Genomic DNA, 18147 nt, shown 5'->3' on the forward strand with positions numbered 1-18147 from the left:
ACTTGAATCCCCCAGGCTCCGCGCGCAGATAGAAAGAGGCCATGCAACCTCCCACCGGACAGCCTCCTGCCGGCAAGCGCTGGCACACCCGCGAGGACAGCGGCATCCGCCTCGATGCCCGCCTGCGCTGGTGGCACGACGACGAGCCCATCGAGCATCCGAAAATCATCGAGCTCTTCAACGCTTCCCTCATCCTGGACGACACGGGCCGCTACCAGCTCCGCATCGGCAATGACTGGTGCTTCGTGCAGGTGGCGGATGCCGCGTACGAGGTGCGGACCGTGGACGTCACGCCGGAGGAACGCGTGTCCATCCGGTTGAGTGACCGCACCGCCGAGGTGTTGGACCTCTCCACCCTGGCCGCGGAGTCCGATGGGGTCCTGACCTGTCGCGTGAAGCAGGGCAGGGCCAAGGCGCGCTTCTCCCGGGACGCGCAGTACCAACTCGGCCAGTTGTTGGAGCCGGCTCCCGAGGGTGGGTTGCTGTTGTGCGCGGGTGAGCGTCGCTATCCCGTGGCCCTCACCCTGGATGAGCTGGCTGGCTAGGCCGCTGCCTCCACGGGCGCGGTGGGGCAGGGGAGGGGCGGCGTACCCGCCAGTTCCCGGGCCAGCGTCTCCAGGGCGTCGGGGTGCTCACGCAGCCATTCCACCGCGCGTTCCCGTCCCTGTCCGATGCGCTCTCCCCGCAGGCTGAAGTGGCTGCCGGCCTTGTCGATGAGGCCCGAGGCCACGCCCAGGTCGAGCACCTCGCCTGTGCGGTGGATGCCGCTGCCGTACAGCAGGTCGAACTCCGCTTCCTGGAAGGGCGGGGCGACCTTGTTCTTCACCACCTTCACGCGGGCCCTCGAGCCCACCACGGCGTCTCCGTCCTTGATGTTGCCCGTGCGGCGAATCTCCAGCCGAACCGAGGAGTAGAACTTCAAGGCGTTGCCGCCCGTGGTGGTCTCCGGGTTGCCGAACATCACCCCAATCTTCATGCGAATCTGATTGATGAAGACGATGCAGGTGCCCGAGCGACTCACCGCGCCCGTGAGCTTGCGCAGGGCCTGGCTCATCAGCCGCGCCTGCACGCCCATGTGCGCGTCTCCCATCTCCCCTTCGATTTCCGCGCGGGGCACCAGCGCCGCCACCGAGTCCACGACGATGAGGTCCACGGCGCCGGAGCGCACGAGTTGCTCGGTGATTTCCAGCGCCTGCTCACCGGTATCCGGCTGTGAGACCAACAACTCCTCCACGCGCACGCCCAGCTTGCGCGCGTAGTGGATGTCGAGCGCGTGCTCCGCGTCGATGAAGGCCGCCACGCCTCCCGCAGCCTGGACCTGCGCAATCGCATGCAAGGTGAGTGTCGTCTTGCCCGACGACTCGTTGCCGAACACCTCCACCACGCGCCCTCGGGGATAGCCGCCCACACCGAGGGCCCGGTCGAGTCCCACGGAGCCCGTCGGAATCACCGCGACCTTCTGTTCGTGCGCGTCAGCCCCCAGCGTCATCACCGAGCCTCGCCCGAACTGCTTCTCGATGGATGCCACCGCCGCCGCCACTGCCTTCAGCTTCTCCGTCAGCTTGCTCATCGACACCCTCGCCGCCCTGTCCTTGTGACTGTGCTGCGTTCCTTCTCCTCCGGATGGAGGTGACGGACGCATCGGCGTGGGGATGAGCAACGTGCATGCCGGGGGCGTGCTCCCCTGGAGCGCGCGTGACGAGGTGTCCGCGAGGCCGGTGGAGTGTCCCGGATGGTGGAGGGTGCGCGCGGCGAGCCCGCACATGTCCTTCGGGCCCCGACAGGCTCGGCGCGCGTCTCCGGGGCGGACACCTCCATTGCACCGCCGATGTCCCGGTGCCATCGCGGGAGAGCCACACGCGCGTCGCCCGATACCCCCCGCGAAGCCGCGGTGAGCGGGGACTGCATGGGCTTGCAGATGAGACTGTGGGGGCTCCCAGTCTTTCGCTTAATGCCTCGCATTATCGTGCGATTCATCTGGAGCAAGGGGGCGCTCGGTTGCTCGTCGGGGGCACGGCGCTTTGCGTTGAAGTTTGGAGGGGGCGGCATGACCTTTCCCTCGTGAAAACCCAACGCGAAGACCTGCCTCATGTGGTCATCCTCGGTGGAGGGTTCGCCGGGCTCAGCGCCGCGCGGCAGCTCGTCAAGGCGCCTGTCCGCATCACGCTGGTGGACCGACACAACCACCACCTCTTCCAGCCGCTGCTGTACCAGGTGGCCACGGCGACGTTGAGTCCCAGTGAGATTGCCGCACCCCTGCGCGGGCTCCTGGGTCCCAAGGGCGTGGCGGTGGTGCTGGCGGACGTGACGGGTGTGGACACCGCGGGCAAGCGGGTGCTGCTGTCGGATGGCGAACTGAAGTACGACTACCTCGTCATCGCCACGGGGGCGACGCACTCGTATTTCGGCAATGACCATTGGGCGCCTTTCGCCCCGGGCCTCAAGTCCATCGAGGATGCGGTGGAGATTCGGCGTCGCGTCCTGCTGGCCTACGAGATGGCCGAGCGGGAGACGGACCCGAGCATCCGCCGGGCGCTGCTCAACTTCGTCATCATCGGTGCGGGGCCCACGGGCGTGGAGATGGCGGGCTCGCTGGCGGAGATAAGTCGGAGCTCCTTGACGGGAGACTTCAAGAACATCGACACGCGCGACGCGCGCATCATCCTCATCGAGGGGCTGGGCAAGGTCCTGCCCGTGTATCCCGACGACCTCGCCGCGCAGGCCCGCCGCACGCTGGAGAAGCTGGGCGTGGAGGTCCGCACGGGCGCCCGGGTGACGAACATCGACGAGTCAGGCGTCTACATCGGCACGGAACACATCGCGGCCCGCACCGTTCTCTGGGCCGCGGGTGTCGCCGCCTCGCCGGTGGCGCGTTCGTTGGGTGCTCCGCTGGACCGCGCGGGCCGGGTGAACGTGACGCCCGAGCTGACGGTGCCGGGGCATGAGGATGTCTTCGTCGTGGGAGACCTCGCCTCGCTCAAGCAGGCGGATGGCACGCCTGTGCCGGGGCTCGCGCCCGCGGCGATGCAGGAAGGCAAGCACGCGGCCCACAACATCCTCCGTCGGCTCCGGGGCCAGCCGATGGTGCCGTTCAAGTACTGGGACAGAGGCTCCTACGCGGTGATTGGTCGCGGCCACGCGGTGGGAATCGCCTTCCGCCGCTTCAAGCAATCGGGCTTCCTCGCCTGGTCGGCCTGGCTCTTCATCCACCTGATGTTCCTCATCGGCTTCCGCAGCAAGCTGGCGGTGATGCTCGACTGGGCCTATTCGTATCTGACGTTCAACAAGTCGGCCCGCATCATCACCGGCCCCGCGCCTCGGTTGGATCAGCTCCGTCTCCCGAGCTCGACCACCCGCGGCGAGCAGATACTGCTGACGGACGCGGAGCCCTCGACACACGGCGCCGCATCCTCGCGGGGGCTGGCTCCTCCGTCCTCGCACTGAGCCTCCGCCGCGTTAGGGGCGCTCGGGTGGCCCCGTTCCGGAAGGAGTCACCGGCCAGCGGGAACCGGAACGGGAGGGCGGGGTGCCGCCGTGCGTGTTGGCGTGCAGCCACCCACGCCGGTCCAGTGCCCTGCAGTCAATGGCGAGTTGCATGTCCACGTCCTCGATGCGCCCGTGTCCTTCCAGGTCTGCCCGAGTCAGGGCCAGCTTGAGCAGCCGGTCATGCGCGCGTGCGGACAGGCCGTGGTGACGCACCGCCAGCTCGAGCATCCGCTCTGCTCGCGGACTCAGGACGCAATGGCGTCGCAGCAGATGGGAGGGAAGCTGGGCGTTGCAGTGCACGCTGGGCTCGTCACGGTAGCGTTCCCGTTGGCGTTGCCGCGCGGTCTCCACGCGCTCCCGGTGGTAGAGGCTCGTGGTCTCCTTCGGCTCCGCGCGCGCCAGGTGGTGGTACTCCACCGGGCGCGTCTGCAGTGTGATGTCGACACGGTCCAGAAGAGGTCCGCTGACTCGCGCGTGGTAGTCGAACACCCGATGCTCGGGACATGTGCAGGTGTGGCCCGGCACGTTGAAGTAGCCGCACGGGCAGGGGTTCATCGCCGCCACCAGCATCACCTGACACGGATAGCTGATGTTCTGGTTCGCCCGTGCGAGGTGGATGACCCCTTCCTCCAGCGGTTGGCGCAGCACCTCCAGCACGTTTCGTCGGAACTCCGGCAACTCGTCCAGGAACAGCACGCCGTGGTGCGCCAGGGAGAGTTCGCCGGGGCGCGCCAGGGGGCCTCCGCCGACGAGGCCCGCATCGGAGAGGGTGTGGTGCGGCGCGCGGAAGGGCCGTGCTCGCACCAGTGAGTGTCCCGCGTTGAGCAGCCCCAACACCGAATAGACCTTCGTCACCTCGAGCGCCTCGGCGAAGGTCATCGCCGGAAGAATGCTGGGCAGGCGCCGTGCGAGCATCGTCTTGCCGGAGCCTGGTGGTCCGCACATCAGCACGTTGTGCCCACCTGCGGCCGCCAGCTCCAGGGCGAGCTTGAGCTCGGGTTGTCCCCGCACATCCGCCATGTCGGGCTCGGGCCGCCCCTGCGGCGCCGCGGCGGAGGGGCCTTCGCGGCGGAAGGGCGTGATGACGTGGGTGCCCGCGAGGTGGTCCACCGCTTCGCGCAGGCTCGTCACCGGGAGCACCGTCAGTCCCTCGACGAGCGCGGCTTCGGCCGCATTGGCCGCTGGCACCATGACGCCCTCGAAGCCCCGGTCCCTCGCCGCCACCGCGAGTGGCAACACTCCCTTGATGGGCTTGAGCGAGCCGTCCAGCGACAGCTCTCCACCGAAGAGGTAGCGAGCCAGGGGCCCGTCCTCGAGCAGCTTCGCCGCCGCCAGCACGCCCAGGGCGATGGGCAGCTCGAACGCCACCCCGTCCTTGCGCAAGTCCGCGGGCGCCAGGTTCACGGTGATGCGCTTCTGCGGCAGCTCGAAGCCCGTGTTCTTCAGCGCGGACACGACGCGCACCTTCGACTCCCGCACCGCGCCCTCTGGCAGCCCCACCACGTTGAAGTAGGGAAGCCCGAGCGCCATGTCGACCTCGCACTCCACCACCACCGCGTCGATACCCATCAACGCCCCCGACCGCACCCTCGCCAGCATGTCCCCGCCCTCTCCCTCAGACGTCGCGACCTTCGCGGAGCAACCCGCGTACCGACGGCGTCCCGAGGCGACGGCCCTTCGAATCCAATCTCCCCAGGCGGATGCCCATCCCGAGGGCCCGCGCGTCACGATTCCAGATGCACTGGATTAGTGAAGGTGGGTCTAGCCAGGGCGGGTGCCTCTTGGGTACCTTGGCGGGTATCTGGGGAATGCATGGGGGAGATGACGCGCATGGGGTCGCAGGTCATTCATCGGCGCCGTCCGGTCCGTATCCGTCGGGCTGACATGAAGCGAGGCCAGCGGATGAAGGTGGCCTTCGCGATGTTCCGCTTCTGCCTCTACGGCATGGTGGGACTCAGCTCGGAGATCTTCTTCTACAACCTGGTGCGCATCTCCCGGGACGTGCCCATCCTCGGGACGCTGTTCCAGTTCCAGTGGCAGGTGGACGACCGGCTGGGGCTCAACGCCATCTGGAACACGCCCAACATCACGGCCTACGGGCAGTGCTCGCTGTGGATGTTCCTCATCTACGGCGTCGCGTGCTTCTGCTTCGTGGAGCCCGTCTACCGCTGGATGCTCTACCAGCACGCCAGCTTGCGAGCCGTCGTCTACGGCGTCGGCATCCTGCTCTTCGAGGCCTTCAGCGGGCTGATGCTGGAGCGGCTCACGGGCTACCGCATCTGGTACTACGCGGACGCGGGCGCCATCTTCTGGGAGATGACGTCGCTCTACATCCTGCCCATCTGGATGGTGACGGGGCTCATCGCCGAGTTCATCTACAGGGAGCTGATGGACCCGGACCTCATGGCAGCCTTGGAGTCCCCGCTGCCCGCGACGCCGGAGGAGACCGAGGCCTCCTTCCAGTTGATGCGGTAGGTGCAGGCGTGGCCGTCGTAGCCGGACGGCTCCACCTTCACGTCCTGTGCGCCGGCCACCCGCAGTCCCGCGTGGATGATGCCGGCGGTGAAGTCCGGGTAGTCACCCACCTCGTTCATCCACAACTCGAACTGGGTGGGGGTGAGCTCCACCAGCTTCGACTCGGTGTAGTTGTTGCCCGCCCGGAAGTTCTGTGTGGCCCGCATGAGCGTCCGGCGAGGCCCCAGCACGCGCAGCAGCGACAGCACCGCGCGGCCCAGCATGGTCTCCCGGAAGCCCTCGATATAGGCCTCGCCGAGCTTCCACGTACCGGGGCCGATGGCTTCCTGGGGAAAGAGCTCTTCCGCGGCGATGCGCAGGAAGGCCATCCACGACGGGAAGGCGTAGGCGGGACGAAGCTTCTGGTCCACGTCGAGCCCCGCCTGGCGCAGGCGACTCTTGCACGCAGGCGTCAGCCGCCCGTGCAGCGCGCGCAGGAAGAGGGCTTCGATGGTCTGTTCAAAGACGAGAAGCTCGTCAGCCATGAGGAGTGAACTCTAGCCGACGAGCTTCTGATTGTGAACCGCGACTCCAACCCGGAGCGTAGGGCTCCGGGCAGAGGTTTTCAGGGAGTCGGCGTCGGAGCGGGCGCCGGAGTGCCGGTGTCCACCTGCGTACCCTGGATGATGGCGTTCGACGGCAGCTCGGTCGCCATGGCGAGGACCTTCGCGCCGGCGCCCTTCGCACCATCCATGGCCACGATGAGGCGGCCATAGTTCGTCGCGTCGTCCGCCATGAAGAAGACGACCTTCTCGTCCGCCTTCTTCGCCGCGAGCATCCGCTTGAGCCGGTTGACGTAGTCGGCGGTGGGCACCTTCTCCGTGTTGATGGAGTAGCCGCCGTCCTTGTCCAGCAGGACCACCAGCTGCTGGTTATTCGGGTCTTCCGGCGGCGGCTGATCCTCCACCTCGGTGTCCGGCACGCGCACCAGGATGTCCTTCTCCAGGAGGGGCGTGACGACCATGAAGATGATGAGGAGCACCAACACCACGTCCACCAGCGGCGTGACGTTGATCTCCGAGTTGGGCGGCGTTTGCGGCTTCACCCACTGACGCTGCTTGTGGCCCGCCATTACTTCTTCTCCTCGACGCCGAGCGCGATCTGCTTGGCCTTGGCCTTGCGGGCCACGTCCAGCACCCTGCGCACGTCGCCCACGTTCACGGTGTTGTCGCCCTTGAGCAGGATCTTCTTGCCCGGGTCCTTCGCCAGCTCCTGCGTCAGTCGGTCCTGGAGCGCCTGCTCGTCCACCTGGTCATTCTCCAGGAACACCTTCTTGTCCGGAGTGATGGAGACGTAGAGAGGGTCTGAGTCCTTGCCCTTCTCCTTCTCGATTTCGGTGGCCTTCGGCAGCTCCACGGACTTGCCGCGCTGGAGCATGGGAGTGACGACCATGAAGATGATGAGGAGCACCAACACCACGTCCACCAGCGGCGTGACGTTGATCTCGCTCTTGATGCCCCCCTTGGGGCCAGCTGACATTCCCATGCGTTTAACCTGCTTCCAGGTGGTGGAAGCCCGCCGTCCCGGGTGGCGTCGCAGGCCCCCAGATTTCAGGGGCCGCGTTCACGTCGGGAGGCGGGCCTCGGGTCGTCCCCGGGCTCGCCGGTGACTGCTCAGGCCGCGTGCGAGGAGTGCGCGCCGCCGCCCATGTGGCGGGCGACCACGTCGAGGAACTCGTTGGAGGACTCAGAGATGTCCACCGAGCGAGCATCCACCCAGCCCTGCAGGAAGTTGTAGGCCATCACCGCGGGGATGGCGACCAACAGACCGAAGGCCGTGGTGATGAGCGCCTCGGCGATACCGGCCGAGATGGTGCCCAGACCGCCGGAGCCGGCCGCCGCCATGAGCTGGAAGGCGTTGACGATACCCATCGTCGTGCCGAGCAGACCCACGAACGGAGCCGTGGAGCCGACCGTGGCCAGCAGGCCCAGTCCGCGCTTCATGCTCTGAACCTCGCGCTGCGCCTGACGCTCGAGCGCCCGCGCCACCGACTCCACCGCGATGTCCTTGTTGTTGGGGCTGATGCGGTACGCGGTGAGGCCGGAGTTGATCACCCGACCCAGGTGACCCACGTCCTTGCCCAGGTTCGTGTTGGCCGCGGTGGTCAGGTCGCCCTTCGCCAGGATGGCACCCATCTTGGCGGCGAAGTTGCGGCTGTCGGACCGGGTCTTGCGGAAGACGATCATCCGCTCCGCCATCACGACCAGGGACGCCACCGACATGATGGCCAGGGTGAAGATGATCATACGGGCGAAGGTGCCCGTGTGGTGCCAAATATCGATGAGAGTGAATTGCATGGCTTGATTAAGCGCTCCTCCTCACGAGCGCGGGGTGGTCGGCGGTGCTTCTCTACGGCGCGCCCGGATCAGCGCGGAAGCTTCAGATTCAGGGTGAAGGTGTAATCCACCTGGACCGGACGGCCCTGGAACGTGACGGGCTTGTAGCGTGACGAGGTCAGGGCGTCCATGACGGCCTGTTCCATGTGCGGCAGGGGCTTGATGATTCGGCAGCGCTCCACTCGACCTTCCACGGTGATGACGCACTTGACGATCATCGTGCCCTGCACGCGGGACTCGAGCGCCTCACGCGTGTACTCGGGCTGCGGGCCCGAGACCTTCTCCGGACGCGTCATGCCCGCACCAAACGGCAGCACTTCCGTCCCCGTCCCGCCCAGCTGCCCGCCGACCACGCCGCCAATCACGCCACCCACGACGCCGCCCACCACACCGCCGGCGACACCGCCCTCGACGCCACCCTCGACCTGCTCCTCGCTGGCCTCCTCGGGAGCCTCTTCCGGCTCTTCGGCCGGCTCGGCCTCCTTGGGGACCTCTTTCGGGATCTCCTTGGGCTGGACGATGGTGTCGGGCTTCTTGGGCTTCTTGGGCGTCGTCTTCGGCTTGGTGCTCGCCGCCGGGGGAGGAGGCGGCGGGGGAGGAGGAGGCGGGGCCATGGTGGCCTTCAGCGTCACCTCGATCTCCTTCTCCTCCTCGACCGGTTCCCTCGTCGACAGGAAGTAGGCCACGCCGAACAATGCGACGTGCAGGATCACGGAGATGGTGGTCCCCACGCCGAACCGCGCTCTGGGCGCCTGACCGCGGTCAAGGACTGAATCAAACATGTACTAGACTCCTCATCACCAGTGGACACCCACCACGCCCCGCCCGGCTGAAAGGGCGCGCTACCATACAGAAACGCGTTCCGGGTTCAAGCAAGCACGGTCAAGGGTAACTGACGTGATCGCGCAATTGCCCCACTGGTTACCAAAAAGCAACGGTCTATTGACAACTGCTTGACCTCGGATATTTTCCCCAGTCATTTTCGGTTGCAGCCCACCTTGGAGGGGTCTGGTATGCACTTGAACCGAGTGCTCCGGGAAACCGGAGTTGTCCTGGCCGCAGGTCTGCTTTATGGATCGGCGGCTTTCGCGCAGTCGAGCACGATGATCGGTACTGTCATCGACGCTCAAAGCCGGCAGCCTGTTCCTGACGTTGTTGTCACCGCGACCTCGCCCAACCTTCAGGGTGAGCAGACCGTGGTTACCGACGCTCAGGGCAACTACCGTATTCCCCAGCTGCCGCCTGGTGTTTACACCCTGCGGTTCGAGAAAGAGCAGTTCAAGCCGTACGCACGTTCTGACGTCCAGCTGCGTCTGAACCGCACCATCCGCGTCAACGTCGAGCTGCTCCCCGAGTCCCTCGGTGAAGTGGTGGAGATCGTCGGCGCGCCGCCGACCATCGACGTGGGCTCCACGACCACGGGCGTCAACGTGGATCAGGAGTTCATCAAGCGCATCGCCGTGGCCCGTCCGGGTGGCAAGGGAGGAGCGGCTCGCTCCTTCGAGTCCCTGGCCGAGCTGGCGCCTGGCGCCCAGAACGACCAGTACGGTGTGTCCATCAACGGCGCGACCTCGCCTGAGAACGGGTACGTGGTGGACGGTCTGTCCACGAACGACCCCGCCTACGGCGTGAACGCCAGCCCGATGAGCATCGAGTTCGTGCAGGACGTGAACATCATCACCGGCGGTTACCTGCCGGAGTTCGGTCGCTCCACGGGCGGTGTCATCAACGCGGTGACCCGGTCTGGCTCCAACGAGTTCCACGGTTCCGTGTTCGCGAACTGGACGCCGGGAACCTTCGAAGGCACCCGCAAGCAGATCCAGGAAGAGGGCACTGTCATCAGTGGCCTCAACGAGCTGCAGAACCTGGGTGACTTCGGCGCGACCCTCGGTGGCCCGATCCTCAAGGACAAGCTGTGGTTCTTCGCCGGTTTCGCGCCGTCGTTCACGCGCTACCAGCACACCCGAACGCTGAACGCCATCCGGCTGAACGCGGACGGCTCCCGCATTACGAACGACGAGGGTTTCACCGTCGTCGACCCCATCGCGGGCTCTGACCGTCAGTACTACGCCGACACCCGGACCGTGCAGTACATGGGTAAGTTGACGTACCTCATCAACCAGGACCACAACGTCTCGATCGCCCTCAACGGCACCCCGACGACGACCGGTGGCATGGGCAAGCTGAGCATCAACCCGCAGTCCGGTGGTCTGCCGGGCGCGCTGTCCTCCCGTCCTGGCGACTTCGCCTTCACGGAGACCAACGCGAACGCCACGTCGCTGGCCCTGAAGTACGCGGGCGCGTTCATGGACAAGAAGGTCCTGGTCGACGCGAACCTCGGCTGGTTCCACCAGACGGCGTCCACCCTTCCGGCGGACGGCAGCAAGATCGGCTCGTCGCAGGGCCTCGCGGGCTACTCCCGCATGCTCTACAACTTCGAGCGCCGGCTGACGGTGTTCGAGAACCTGCCCGCGGGTCAGGAAGCGGCGTGCGATCCGCTGGAGACGGTCGACGAGAACGGCGACCCGGTCTCGGTCGAGCGTTGCCCCGTGACGGGCTACACGCTGGGTGGTCCCGGCCTGATGTCCGACGCGAAGCTGGACCGCTACCAGATCAACGCGAAGGCCACGTACCTGCTGAACGCGCTCGGCACCCACGTGCTGAAGGCCGGTGTCGACACCGAGTTCCTGTCGTACGACCAGCTCAAGGCGTACGGCGGCGGCGTGTACTTCCAGGAGAATCGCCCGTACGCGGGTGCGACCCTCAACGGGCAGCCCTACACGGAGACCATCGCGGTTCATGACTACCGCCGCTATGGCTACCAGGCGTCCCCTGACAGCCCCATCACCCAGCTGACCCAGCAGTCGAAGACCACCAGCACCACGGTCGGTGGCTTCCTGCAGGACTCCTGGTCCATCGCCAACCGCGTCACGCTGAACCTCGGCGTGCGCTACGACGTGCAGGCGATGTACGGCGGTGATGGCGATCTGGCCCTCATCCTCGGCAACCAGTGGTCGCCCCGTATCGGCGCCATCGTCGACCCGTTCGCCAACGGCCGCACGAAGTTCTTCGTGAACTTCGCCCGGTACTACGAGCAGGTTCCGCTGAACATGCTCGACCGCGCGTTCCCGGGTGAGCGTCGTTACGAGGCCCGCCGCGCCATGGTGGAGCCGGGTGAGTCGGGTGGTTGCGACCCGTCCAGCCGCGAGAGCCAGGAGACGGAGTGCCGGGATCCCAACTACGTCCTCGGCCAGCCGGAGAGCAGCCGTAACCCGAACCGCCTCTTCACGGGCGGCAAGGTGGAGAACGAGCCGATCGACCCGGACATCAACCCCCAGTCGTCCGACGAAATCGTCGTCGGCGGCGAGTACGAGCTCATCGCGAACACCCGCGTGGGCGCCAGCTACACCCACCGCGACATGAACATGGTCATCGAGGACATGAGCCGCGATGACGGTCGCTCGTACTTCCTCGGCAACCCGGGCAGCGGCTTCGCCAAGGAGTTCCCGAAGCCGGAGCGTAACTACGACAACGTCACCGTCTACCTGAACCGCACGTTCTCGGACGGCTGGCTGGCCCAGGCGAACTACACCTGGTCCCGTCTGTACGGTAACTACCCCGGTCTGTTCCGTCCGGAGACGGCTCAGCTCGACCCGAACATCCTGTCGGACTTCGACCTCATCAGCCTCCTGGCGAACCGCACGGGTCTGCTCCCGTTCGACCGTACCCACCAGATCAAGGTGTTCGGCGCCAAGGAGTTCAACTTCACCAACGAGCTCTCCGCGAGCATCGGTCTGTCCTACCGCGGCAACTCCGGCACGCCGATCAACTACTTCGGTGCGCACGCTCTCTACGGTTCGGACGAGTCCTTCGTCCTCCCCCGTGGCGCGGGTGGCCGTACGCCCTGGCTGAACGTCATTGACTCCAACATTGGCGTCAACTACCGCGTCAGCAAGGACAGCGTGATCTCCGTGACCCTCGACGTCTTCAACCTCTTCAACTTCCAGGGCGTCAGCACGGTGGACCAGACGTACACCCTGCTCAGCGTCGCCCCGATCCCGAACGGCAAGCCCAGCGACCTGCCGGGCAACGTGACGTGGCAGGAAGGCGAGGAGCGTCCCGAGGCGTTCGGTACCGTCGACGGAGACATCAACCCCAACTTCAAGAACCCGACCAGCTACCAGCCGCCCCGGCAGATGCGCCTTGGCGTCCGGTACACGTTCTAGTCTCTGGCCACTCACGGAACCGGGATTTCAAGTCACATGACCAAGAACATTTTCAATGCTGCGATGGTCCTTGTTGGCACGGCGAGCGTGCTGACGGGCTGCAACTTCGACCAGCCAGAGGCGCCCTGCTTCGTGCAGGACAACGCCAACTGGGTGGTCAAGTACGATGCGGTGGACTCCCCCACCCTCGTCAACGGTGGTGGTGCTTGCACCATCGTTGCTCCCCCTGGAGAGTTGCTCGGCGTCTTCAAGTTCAATGACCCGGACAACCTGAACAACTCGCTGCTCACGATTCGTCCCAACGGCCTGGCGAGCATCGCGAGCCGGGATCCTGGGGCCCCCTCGGAGCAGACGGCGCTGGGTGCGCTCGCTACGGAGCCTGATGACAAGGACTTCTGCGCGGCCCCCTCGCTGTCGGCGGCCACCGTCAATGCCGCGGCGACCAGCACCGCTGCGGCGACGACGATCCGCTACGAGTACACCAACGTGGATGTCTACGCGGCTCCGTTCGCGCCCGGCACCCAGCTGAAGGGTGAGCTGAAGTACACGAAGGATGGTTGCGCCTCGAACTACACCATGCGTGCCCTGTGGCCCGCGATTGCGTGCAGTCCGTCGGATGCGACTTCTTGCGGTCCGGACTCGGGTCTGAACCCCGATTTCGCCGCGGAGTGCCTCACGATTCGATTCAACGCGGACGGGACGCCGGCGGCGTCGTACTGCGTTCCTTCGAAGCAGGTTCCGTCCTTCAGGTAGTCGTTCAACGCTGAACAGCGCCACCTGACAGGTGGCGCCTCGCGGCCCCGCCAGCCCTCCTCAAGGAGTGGACTGACGGGGCCGCGGTGTTTGATGGGCTGTACCTGTCTGTCAGGGTTGTTTCTGTCTGGAGGAACATGGAGGGCCGTTACTCACTCATCCACCACGTCCGCTCGCTGTTGGACGACGAAGAAGGCACCCTCTACAAGGAGGCTCCCTTCCGTGTGGCCCTCTGCTACCCGAGCCCCTACCACGTGGGGATGAGCTCGCTGGGCTTCCAGGCCATCTACCGGGAGGTTCACGAGCACCCGGGTGCCACCGCCGAGCGCGCCTTCCTTCCGGATGACGTGGAGGCGTTCAAGCGCACCCGGACGCCGTTGTTCACCTGGGAGTCCCAGGCTCCCGTCTCCAGCTTCGCGATGCTGGCGTTCTCCGTGGCGTATGAGCTGGAGCTGACGGGGTTCTTCACGATGCTGGAGTTGGCGGGGCTGCCCGTGCTGGCGGAGGAGCGCCGGGATGGGCGCCATCCCCTGGTCGTGGCGGGAGGGCCCCTGACGTTCTCCAACCCGGATCCGCTGGAGCCCTTCGTGGACGTGCTCGTCCAGGGCGAGGCGGAAGACCTCATGCACGTGCTGGTGGAGGCGGCGGCCACGATGGAGCGCGAGGCCCTGCTGGACCACCTGGCACGCATCCCTGGCTTTCGTGTGCCGGGGCGCGGAGGCCAGCGCTACCACGTGGCTCGGGCCACGGATTCGAGGCTGCCTGCTCGCACGCAGATCATCACCCCGCATACCGAGCTGCGCTCGATGTTCCTCATCGAGCCGGAGCGGGGGTGCTCGCGCGGCTGCCACTACTGCGTCATGCGCCGCACGACGAACGGGGGCATGCGCACGGTGCCTCCAGAGCGGGTGCTGTCGCTGATCCCCGCGCACGCCCGGAGGGTGGGCCTGGTGGGCGCGGCGGTGACGGATCATCCGCGCATCGTCGAACTGCTGCGCACGCTCGTGGACGCGGGGAAGGAAGTCGGGGTGTCGTCACTCCGGGCGGATCGGCTGACGCAGGAGCTGGTGGATCAGCTCCGCCGGGGTGGGGCGACCAACCTGACGGTGGCGGCGGACGGGGCCTCGCAGCGCATGCGGGACATGGTGGACCGCAAGCACTCGGAGGAACAGATTGTCCGTGCGGCGGGGTACGCCCGCACGGCGGGCATGAAGCAGCTCAAGGTCTACAACGTCGTGGGGCTTCCCTTCGAAGGGGACGAGGACATCGACGAGCTGATCCGCTTCACCGCGGAGCTGTCCCGCATCCTTCCCGTGGCGTTGGGGGTGGCACCCTTCGTGGCCAAGCGGAACACGCCGCTGGACGGGGCGCCCTTCGCGGGCATCAAGGAGGTCGAGAACCGGCTGGAGAGGCTGCGCAAGGGCCTGCGTGGGCGCGCCGAGGTGCGTCCCACGTCCGCCCGGTGGGCGTGGGTGGAGTACATGCTGGCCCAATGTGGCCCGGAGGGTGGCCTGGCCGCGATGGACGCCTGGCGTGCCGGGGGGAGCTTCGCGGCCTGGAAGAAGGCCTTCGAGGCCCGGGGCTGTGAGCCCTATCTGGCGCGTCGGGTGGAGGACGGGCGGCGCAACCCCGTCCATTGGCCCACCGTCCCGAAGATGGCGCCCCCCGCGTCCGCCGCGTGACGGGGATGTGCAAGTGCCGCTGCACTGCGGGCTCCGCTTCCGCTAGAAGTCCGCATGCGCCGATGGCCGGCGCCCAGGGGCAGCGGAGAACCAGGTGAGCGCGCAGCGTGTGGACAAGGCGTGGCAGCAGAAGGGCCTGAAGGAGTACTCGACGGAGGCCCTGGTCGGAACGCTCGGTCACTACGGTATTTCCGTGGCCGAGGCGGACTTCCGAAAGCTCTCGGAGACGACCTTCCCGCTGGGCATCGCCCAACAGTGGAAGGCCCAGTGGAAGGGCACGGGCCCCTTCAAGGACTTCGTGGTGGCGGCGCCGGTGGAGCTGTGGCGCCGCTGGCTGCCGGACCGCGTGGCGCCGTACGAGCTGACGGATACGCTCGCCTCGCTCATGAAGTCGCTGCTCCAGTTGCTCAATGGCGCGGCGGACGCTCCGGTGGCTCCGGCCTTCGAGAAGATGAACGGCCTGCGCACGCGCCTGCCCGTGGATGACAAGGGCGGGCCCCAGGAGCGCTTCATGCAGGAGGCGCTGGCGCCGTTCTCGGAGAAGGACGCGGAGCTGTTCGACAGCCTCGCGGAGACGCTCGCCCGTTCGGGGCACGGGGCTCACGCGGAGTCGTTCGCGGACCTGGAGGAGTTCTTCCTGCCGGACCGCAAGGGCATCTCCCGCGCCATGGTGCGCGCGGCGCGCGGCGAGCAGGACGCGGCCGTGTCGGACCTGGTGAAGCTGACCGAGGACACGGCGCGTACGCCCATCGCCCGGATTCTGGCCGTGGACGGCCTCATCCACCTGAAGGCGAATGGTCCCGCCGCATCGGCCGGCCGCATGCTGCTGGAGTGGGCCGAGTCGACCAAGGACCTGCACCTGGCGCTGGACCTCGTTCCCCGTCTGGAGCACGTCTACAAGGCGCAGAACGACCGCGTCTCCCTGCTGGACCTGGTGCGCACGGCCGACCGCCTCAATGCGGAGCACGACCGCATCCACCCCGGCCACACCCGTCACCGTCACGGGCGCTGAAGCCAGCACCTGGCGGCGCGCGGGCGAGTGCTCGCGCGTCGCATCCAGAAGGGCAGGGCGCGCCACCGGCGCTTCCAGAGGCGCCCGTGAACGCGAAGACGGTGAGGCGCATGCGATGAGGAGTCGCTCGCGGCGCACCTCACCGCGAGGCGCCTCCGGCGAACGTGGTGGGCTCGCGAGGCGCATGCGACGAGGAATTGCTCGCGTCATACTGCCCCGAGAAGTCCCTCATGAGAACGGGTGAGCTCGCGACGAAGTCGGCGAGGGATGCCCTCGTGACCGTCGATGTGCCCTGGAGAGGCCCTACTCGGCGGTGTTCGAGCCTGCGCTCCGCGCCTGACGCGCCGGTTGTTTGCGCCGTGCCTTCTTCTTGGGAGAGGTCGCGGCCTCCGCGGCCCGCGCGGTCGCTTGCTCGGCGGAGGCCTCGCCGCCGCCCTCCGTCAGCGCCGTCGTCGGAGGTGAATCCGGCGAGGCGACTTCGACTTCCAGCGCGGCGACTTCCTGGGTCGCCAGGGGCGTCGAGCGCTTCAACGGAATCTTGAGCACCCGGGGCACGCCTTCCACGACGTCTCGCGTGGGCACCACCGCGCCCACCGTCGTGTAGCGGATGGCGCCAGTCTGGGTGAAGGCGTGCTTGAGCGTGTACTCCTTCGCGCGTGGCAGGAACCAGTCACGCACTGCCTTGAGGGGCATCACGTGCAGCTCTCCCTGCGAGAGGAAGACGTACACGAGGAGGTCCGCGCCGCTGTAGAGGAAGCAGCCCGGCGTGTCCTTCTCCAGGTTGGAGACCAGCTCGAAGAAGTAGCGGCGTCGGGTGGCGTTGCGGTCGCCCTTCACCTCGATGCCGCGCACCTCTCCCGTCGGCAGCTCCCAGAGGAGGTCCACGCCACGGTGCTGGAAGCGGGGGTCTGACTGCACGTCATGCACGCGCGAGCCCGGCTCCGTCTCCAGCAACCACGTCCGAGCGTGTTGCACGGCGCGGTCCGCCGCGCCCTGCACGCCCCTCATGCTGAAGCTGCGCGCCATGTCCTAGCGGCGCAGCTCAACGCCCGTCGCGACGAGCTGAACCTCGCGCGGCTTGCCGTCCGCGCCACGCGGGACGATGGCGCCTTCCGCCTCGTAGTGCGACGCGTGGCCCTCGCTCAGCTCCGCCACCTTCACCACGCCCTCCACGCGCGCCTGCGAGCCCGCCGAGTCCAGCGGGACGAAGAAGCCGTAGTCCTTGAACGTCACGCGCACGCCCGGCCCCTTGGCCTGGGGGTCCGTCGCCAGCTCCATCCAGCAGCCCTTCTTCTCGCAGGCCTTGCGCACCGTGCCCTCGAGCCGCACCGTCTTCCCATCATGGGGCTGGGGCTTCGCCAGCAGGTCCGCGAGCTTCACGGGAGATGCGCCCTTGAGCGCCTCGCCCCGGGTGAGCTTCCAGTTCTCCTGCGCGGCGGCAGGCGCCGTGGCGGCGGTCGCCTCGGGCTTCGGCGCTGCCTTGGCGGCCTCGGCGGGGTGGTGACAGTCGGCCGCCGCGGCCTTGTCCTTGGCGGGCGTCTTGTCGCCAGCGAACGCAATCAGGGGAACAGCGACCAGCAGCATCAGGGACGTGCGGAGCGAGTTCATGACTCGCTCGCTTAGCCAAAACTCGTTGCCCCGGCAAGGCGGCGCCCGTACTAGAGTGGGACTCCCGCACACCTCTGGGCGAGGCGCGCATGAAGGTCTTCCTCCCTCCTCGCAATCGACGCCTCGGCACCGTGGACTACCTGGGGCTCATCGGCCTCGTGGGGCTGCTCGTGGCCCGGTACATCCCCGTGGCGAAGCTCATCCCCTTCTGGGGCTGCGTGCTGCGCGAGCGGACAGGCTGGCCCTGCCTCGGCTGTGGGCTGACGCGCGCGGCCGACCGCTTCGCCCACTTCAACTTCGAGGGGGCCTGGGAGGCCAACCCCCTGGGGACGGTGGCCGCCTTCCTGTTCGCCCTGGCGGTCGTGGTGACGGTGCTGCACCTCGTCTTCGCCGTCCCCATCCCCGAAATCCGACTCTCGCCCCGGGAGTGGAAGGTGTTCCAGATGGTGATGCCCGCCATCCTCCTGGTGAATTACGCCTACGTGGTGGTGAAGACGCGCTTCCCCCACCTGCTGCTATAGCGTGGGGTC

Annotated in this window: 17 protein-coding genes; 8 read left to right on the forward strand and 9 right to left on the reverse strand. The window is 67.1% G+C overall.

All coding sequences use genetic code 11. From position 1 onward, the window contains the following. The first annotated feature begins 41 nt into the window (after nt 1–41). Entirely contained in the window at nt 42–545 is a 504-nt protein-coding gene (locus HUA74_RS13220) for a DUF1285 domain-containing protein (RefSeq protein WP_141647764.1), read from the forward strand. On the opposite strand, the gene recA is transcribed toward HUA74_RS13220, so the two are convergent. Then, the gene (gene recA / locus HUA74_RS13225) at nt 542–1570 is read right to left on the reverse strand and encodes a recombinase RecA (RefSeq protein ID WP_174454809.1); all 1029 of its coding nucleotides are present in this window, start codon (nt 1568–1570) and stop codon (nt 542–544) included. The genes HUA74_RS13220 and recA overlap by 4 nt on opposite strands. 491 nt (nt 1571–2061) lie before the next feature. Between recA and HUA74_RS13230 the strand changes: the two genes are divergently transcribed. Continuing rightward, nucleotides 2062–3444: an NAD(P)/FAD-dependent oxidoreductase gene (locus HUA74_RS13230; protein ID WP_174454810.1), complete on the forward strand. Its 1383-nt coding sequence runs from the start codon at nt 2062–2064 to the stop codon at nt 3442–3444. Between the two features lie 12 nt (nt 3445–3456). Here HUA74_RS13230 and HUA74_RS13235 read toward each other — a convergent pair whose 3' ends face one another. Further along, on the reverse strand, nt 3457–5085 hold the full coding sequence (locus HUA74_RS13235) for a YifB family Mg chelatase-like AAA ATPase (RefSeq protein ID WP_174454811.1): 1629 nt from the start codon (nt 5083–5085) through the stop codon (nt 3457–3459). A 285-nt stretch (nt 5086–5370) separates the two neighbouring features. Between HUA74_RS13235 and HUA74_RS13240 the strand changes: the two genes are divergently transcribed. Continuing rightward, nucleotides 5371–5961 carry a hypothetical protein gene (locus HUA74_RS13240; protein ID WP_246137702.1) on the forward strand — a complete coding sequence of 197 codons (591 nt, stop codon included), beginning with the start codon at nt 5371–5373 and terminating at the stop codon, nt 5959–5961. On the opposite strand, the gene HUA74_RS13245 is transcribed toward HUA74_RS13240, so the two are convergent. The 5 genes from HUA74_RS13245 to HUA74_RS13265 all read right to left on the reverse strand — a co-directional run bounded on the left by HUA74_RS13245 (nt 5862) and on the right by HUA74_RS13265 (nt 9118). Continuing rightward, nucleotides 5862–6485 carry a DUF2378 family protein gene (locus HUA74_RS13245; protein WP_141647759.1) on the reverse strand — a complete coding sequence of 208 codons (624 nt, stop codon included), beginning with the start codon at nt 6483–6485 and terminating at the stop codon, nt 5862–5864. The genes HUA74_RS13240 and HUA74_RS13245 overlap by 100 nt on opposite strands. An 80-nt stretch (nt 6486–6565) precedes the next feature. After that, nucleotides 6566–7072 (reverse strand): biopolymer transporter ExbD, encoded by a 507-nt coding sequence (locus HUA74_RS13250; protein ID WP_141647758.1) that lies wholly within the window; start codon nt 7070–7072, stop codon nt 6566–6568. Further along, nucleotides 7072–7485 carry a biopolymer transporter ExbD gene (locus HUA74_RS13255; protein ID WP_141647757.1) on the reverse strand — a complete coding sequence of 138 codons (414 nt, stop codon included), beginning with the start codon at nt 7483–7485 and terminating at the stop codon, nt 7072–7074. The genes HUA74_RS13250 and HUA74_RS13255 overlap by 1 nt, the downstream gene beginning before the upstream one ends. A gap of 128 nt (nt 7486–7613) precedes the next feature. Further along, complete coding sequence (locus HUA74_RS13260; RefSeq protein WP_141647756.1) at nt 7614–8297, reverse strand: MotA/TolQ/ExbB proton channel family protein; 684 nt, start codon at nt 8295–8297, stop codon at nt 7614–7616. Between the two features lie 68 nt (nt 8298–8365). Next, nucleotides 8366–9118, reverse strand: a complete 753-nt coding sequence (locus HUA74_RS13265; protein ID WP_174454812.1) for an energy transducer TonB — start codon at nt 9116–9118, stop codon at nt 8366–8368. A 231-nt stretch (nt 9119–9349) separates the two neighbouring features. Between HUA74_RS13265 and HUA74_RS13270 the strand changes: the two genes are divergently transcribed. From HUA74_RS13270 to HUA74_RS13285, 4 genes are all read left to right on the forward strand, one after another. Continuing rightward, nucleotides 9350–12562: a TonB-dependent receptor gene (locus HUA74_RS13270; protein ID WP_174454813.1), complete on the forward strand. Its 3213-nt coding sequence runs from the start codon at nt 9350–9352 to the stop codon at nt 12560–12562. Between the two features lie 36 nt (nt 12563–12598). Continuing rightward, entirely contained in the window at nt 12599–13315 is a 717-nt protein-coding gene (locus HUA74_RS13275; protein ID WP_174454814.1) for a hypothetical protein, read from the forward strand. Between the two features lie 137 nt (nt 13316–13452). Next, on the forward strand, nt 13453–14997 hold the full coding sequence (locus HUA74_RS13280; protein ID WP_174454815.1) for a radical SAM protein: 1545 nt from the start codon (nt 13453–13455) through the stop codon (nt 14995–14997). A gap of 94 nt (nt 14998–15091) precedes the next feature. Further along, nucleotides 15092–16009, forward strand: a complete 918-nt coding sequence (locus HUA74_RS13285; protein ID WP_174454816.1) for a hypothetical protein — start codon at nt 15092–15094, stop codon at nt 16007–16009. 303 nt (nt 16010–16312) lie between these two features. Here HUA74_RS13285 and HUA74_RS13290 read toward each other — a convergent pair whose 3' ends face one another. After that, on the reverse strand, nt 16313–17035 hold the full coding sequence (locus HUA74_RS13290) for a hypothetical protein (protein WP_254625034.1): 723 nt from the start codon (nt 17033–17035) through the stop codon (nt 16313–16315). A gap of 3 nt (nt 17036–17038) precedes the next feature. After that, nucleotides 17039–17617, reverse strand: a complete 579-nt coding sequence (locus HUA74_RS13295) for a DUF4920 domain-containing protein (RefSeq protein WP_174454817.1) — start codon at nt 17615–17617, stop codon at nt 17039–17041. A gap of 89 nt (nt 17618–17706) precedes the next feature. On the opposite strand from HUA74_RS13295, the gene HUA74_RS13300 reads away from it, so the two are divergent. Further along, entirely contained in the window at nt 17707–18138 is a 432-nt protein-coding gene (locus HUA74_RS13300) for a DUF2752 domain-containing protein (protein ID WP_141646518.1), read from the forward strand. Nucleotides 18139–18147 lie beyond the last annotated feature (9 nt).

This window comes from Myxococcus sp. CA051A (genome assembly GCF_013336705.1).
GTDB classification, from domain to species: Bacteria; Myxococcota; Myxococcia; order Myxococcales; family Myxococcaceae; genus Myxococcus; species Myxococcus llanfairpwllgwyngyllgogerychwyrndrobwllllantysiliogogogochensis.

What these genes read in the sequence shown, in the direction of transcription:
- HUA74_RS13265 (WP_174454812.1), bottom strand. Translation starts at nt 9,118, where the DNA reads ATGTTTGATTCAGTCCTTGACCGCGGTCAGGCGCCCAGAGCGCGGTTC.
- HUA74_RS13300 (WP_141646518.1), top strand. Translation starts at nt 17,707, where the DNA reads ATGAAGGTCTTCCTCCCTCCTCGCAATCGACGCCTCGGCACCGTGGAC.
- HUA74_RS13220 (WP_141647764.1), top strand. Translation starts at nt 42, where the DNA reads ATGCAACCTCCCACCGGACAGCCTCCTGCCGGCAAGCGCTGGCACACC.
- HUA74_RS13260 (WP_141647756.1), bottom strand. Translation starts at nt 8,297, where the DNA reads ATGCAATTCACTCTCATCGATATTTGGCACCACACGGGCACCTTCGCC.
- HUA74_RS13240 (WP_246137702.1), top strand. Translation starts at nt 5,371, where the DNA reads ATGAAGCGAGGCCAGCGGATGAAGGTGGCCTTCGCGATGTTCCGCTTC.
- HUA74_RS13235 (WP_174454811.1), bottom strand. Translation starts at nt 5,085, where the DNA reads ATGCTGGCGAGGGTGCGGTCGGGGGCGTTGATGGGTATCGACGCGGTG.
- HUA74_RS13255 (WP_141647757.1), bottom strand. Translation starts at nt 7,485, where the DNA reads ATGGGAATGTCAGCTGGCCCCAAGGGGGGCATCAAGAGCGAGATCAAC.
- recA (WP_174454809.1), bottom strand. Translation starts at nt 1,570, where the DNA reads ATGAGCAAGCTGACGGAGAAGCTGAAGGCAGTGGCGGCGGCGGTGGCA.
- HUA74_RS13245 (WP_141647759.1), bottom strand. Translation starts at nt 6,485, where the DNA reads ATGGCTGACGAGCTTCTCGTCTTTGAACAGACCATCGAAGCCCTCTTC.
- HUA74_RS13280 (WP_174454815.1), top strand. Translation starts at nt 13,453, where the DNA reads ATGGAGGGCCGTTACTCACTCATCCACCACGTCCGCTCGCTGTTGGAC.
- HUA74_RS13270 (WP_174454813.1), top strand. Translation starts at nt 9,350, where the DNA reads ATGCACTTGAACCGAGTGCTCCGGGAAACCGGAGTTGTCCTGGCCGCA.
- HUA74_RS13275 (WP_174454814.1), top strand. Translation starts at nt 12,599, where the DNA reads ATGACCAAGAACATTTTCAATGCTGCGATGGTCCTTGTTGGCACGGCG.
- HUA74_RS13290 (WP_254625034.1), bottom strand. Translation starts at nt 17,035, where the DNA reads ATGGCGCGCAGCTTCAGCATGAGGGGCGTGCAGGGCGCGGCGGACCGC.
- HUA74_RS13295 (WP_174454817.1), bottom strand. Translation starts at nt 17,617, where the DNA reads ATGAACTCGCTCCGCACGTCCCTGATGCTGCTGGTCGCTGTTCCCCTG.
- HUA74_RS13250 (WP_141647758.1), bottom strand. Translation starts at nt 7,072, where the DNA reads ATGGCGGGCCACAAGCAGCGTCAGTGGGTGAAGCCGCAAACGCCGCCC.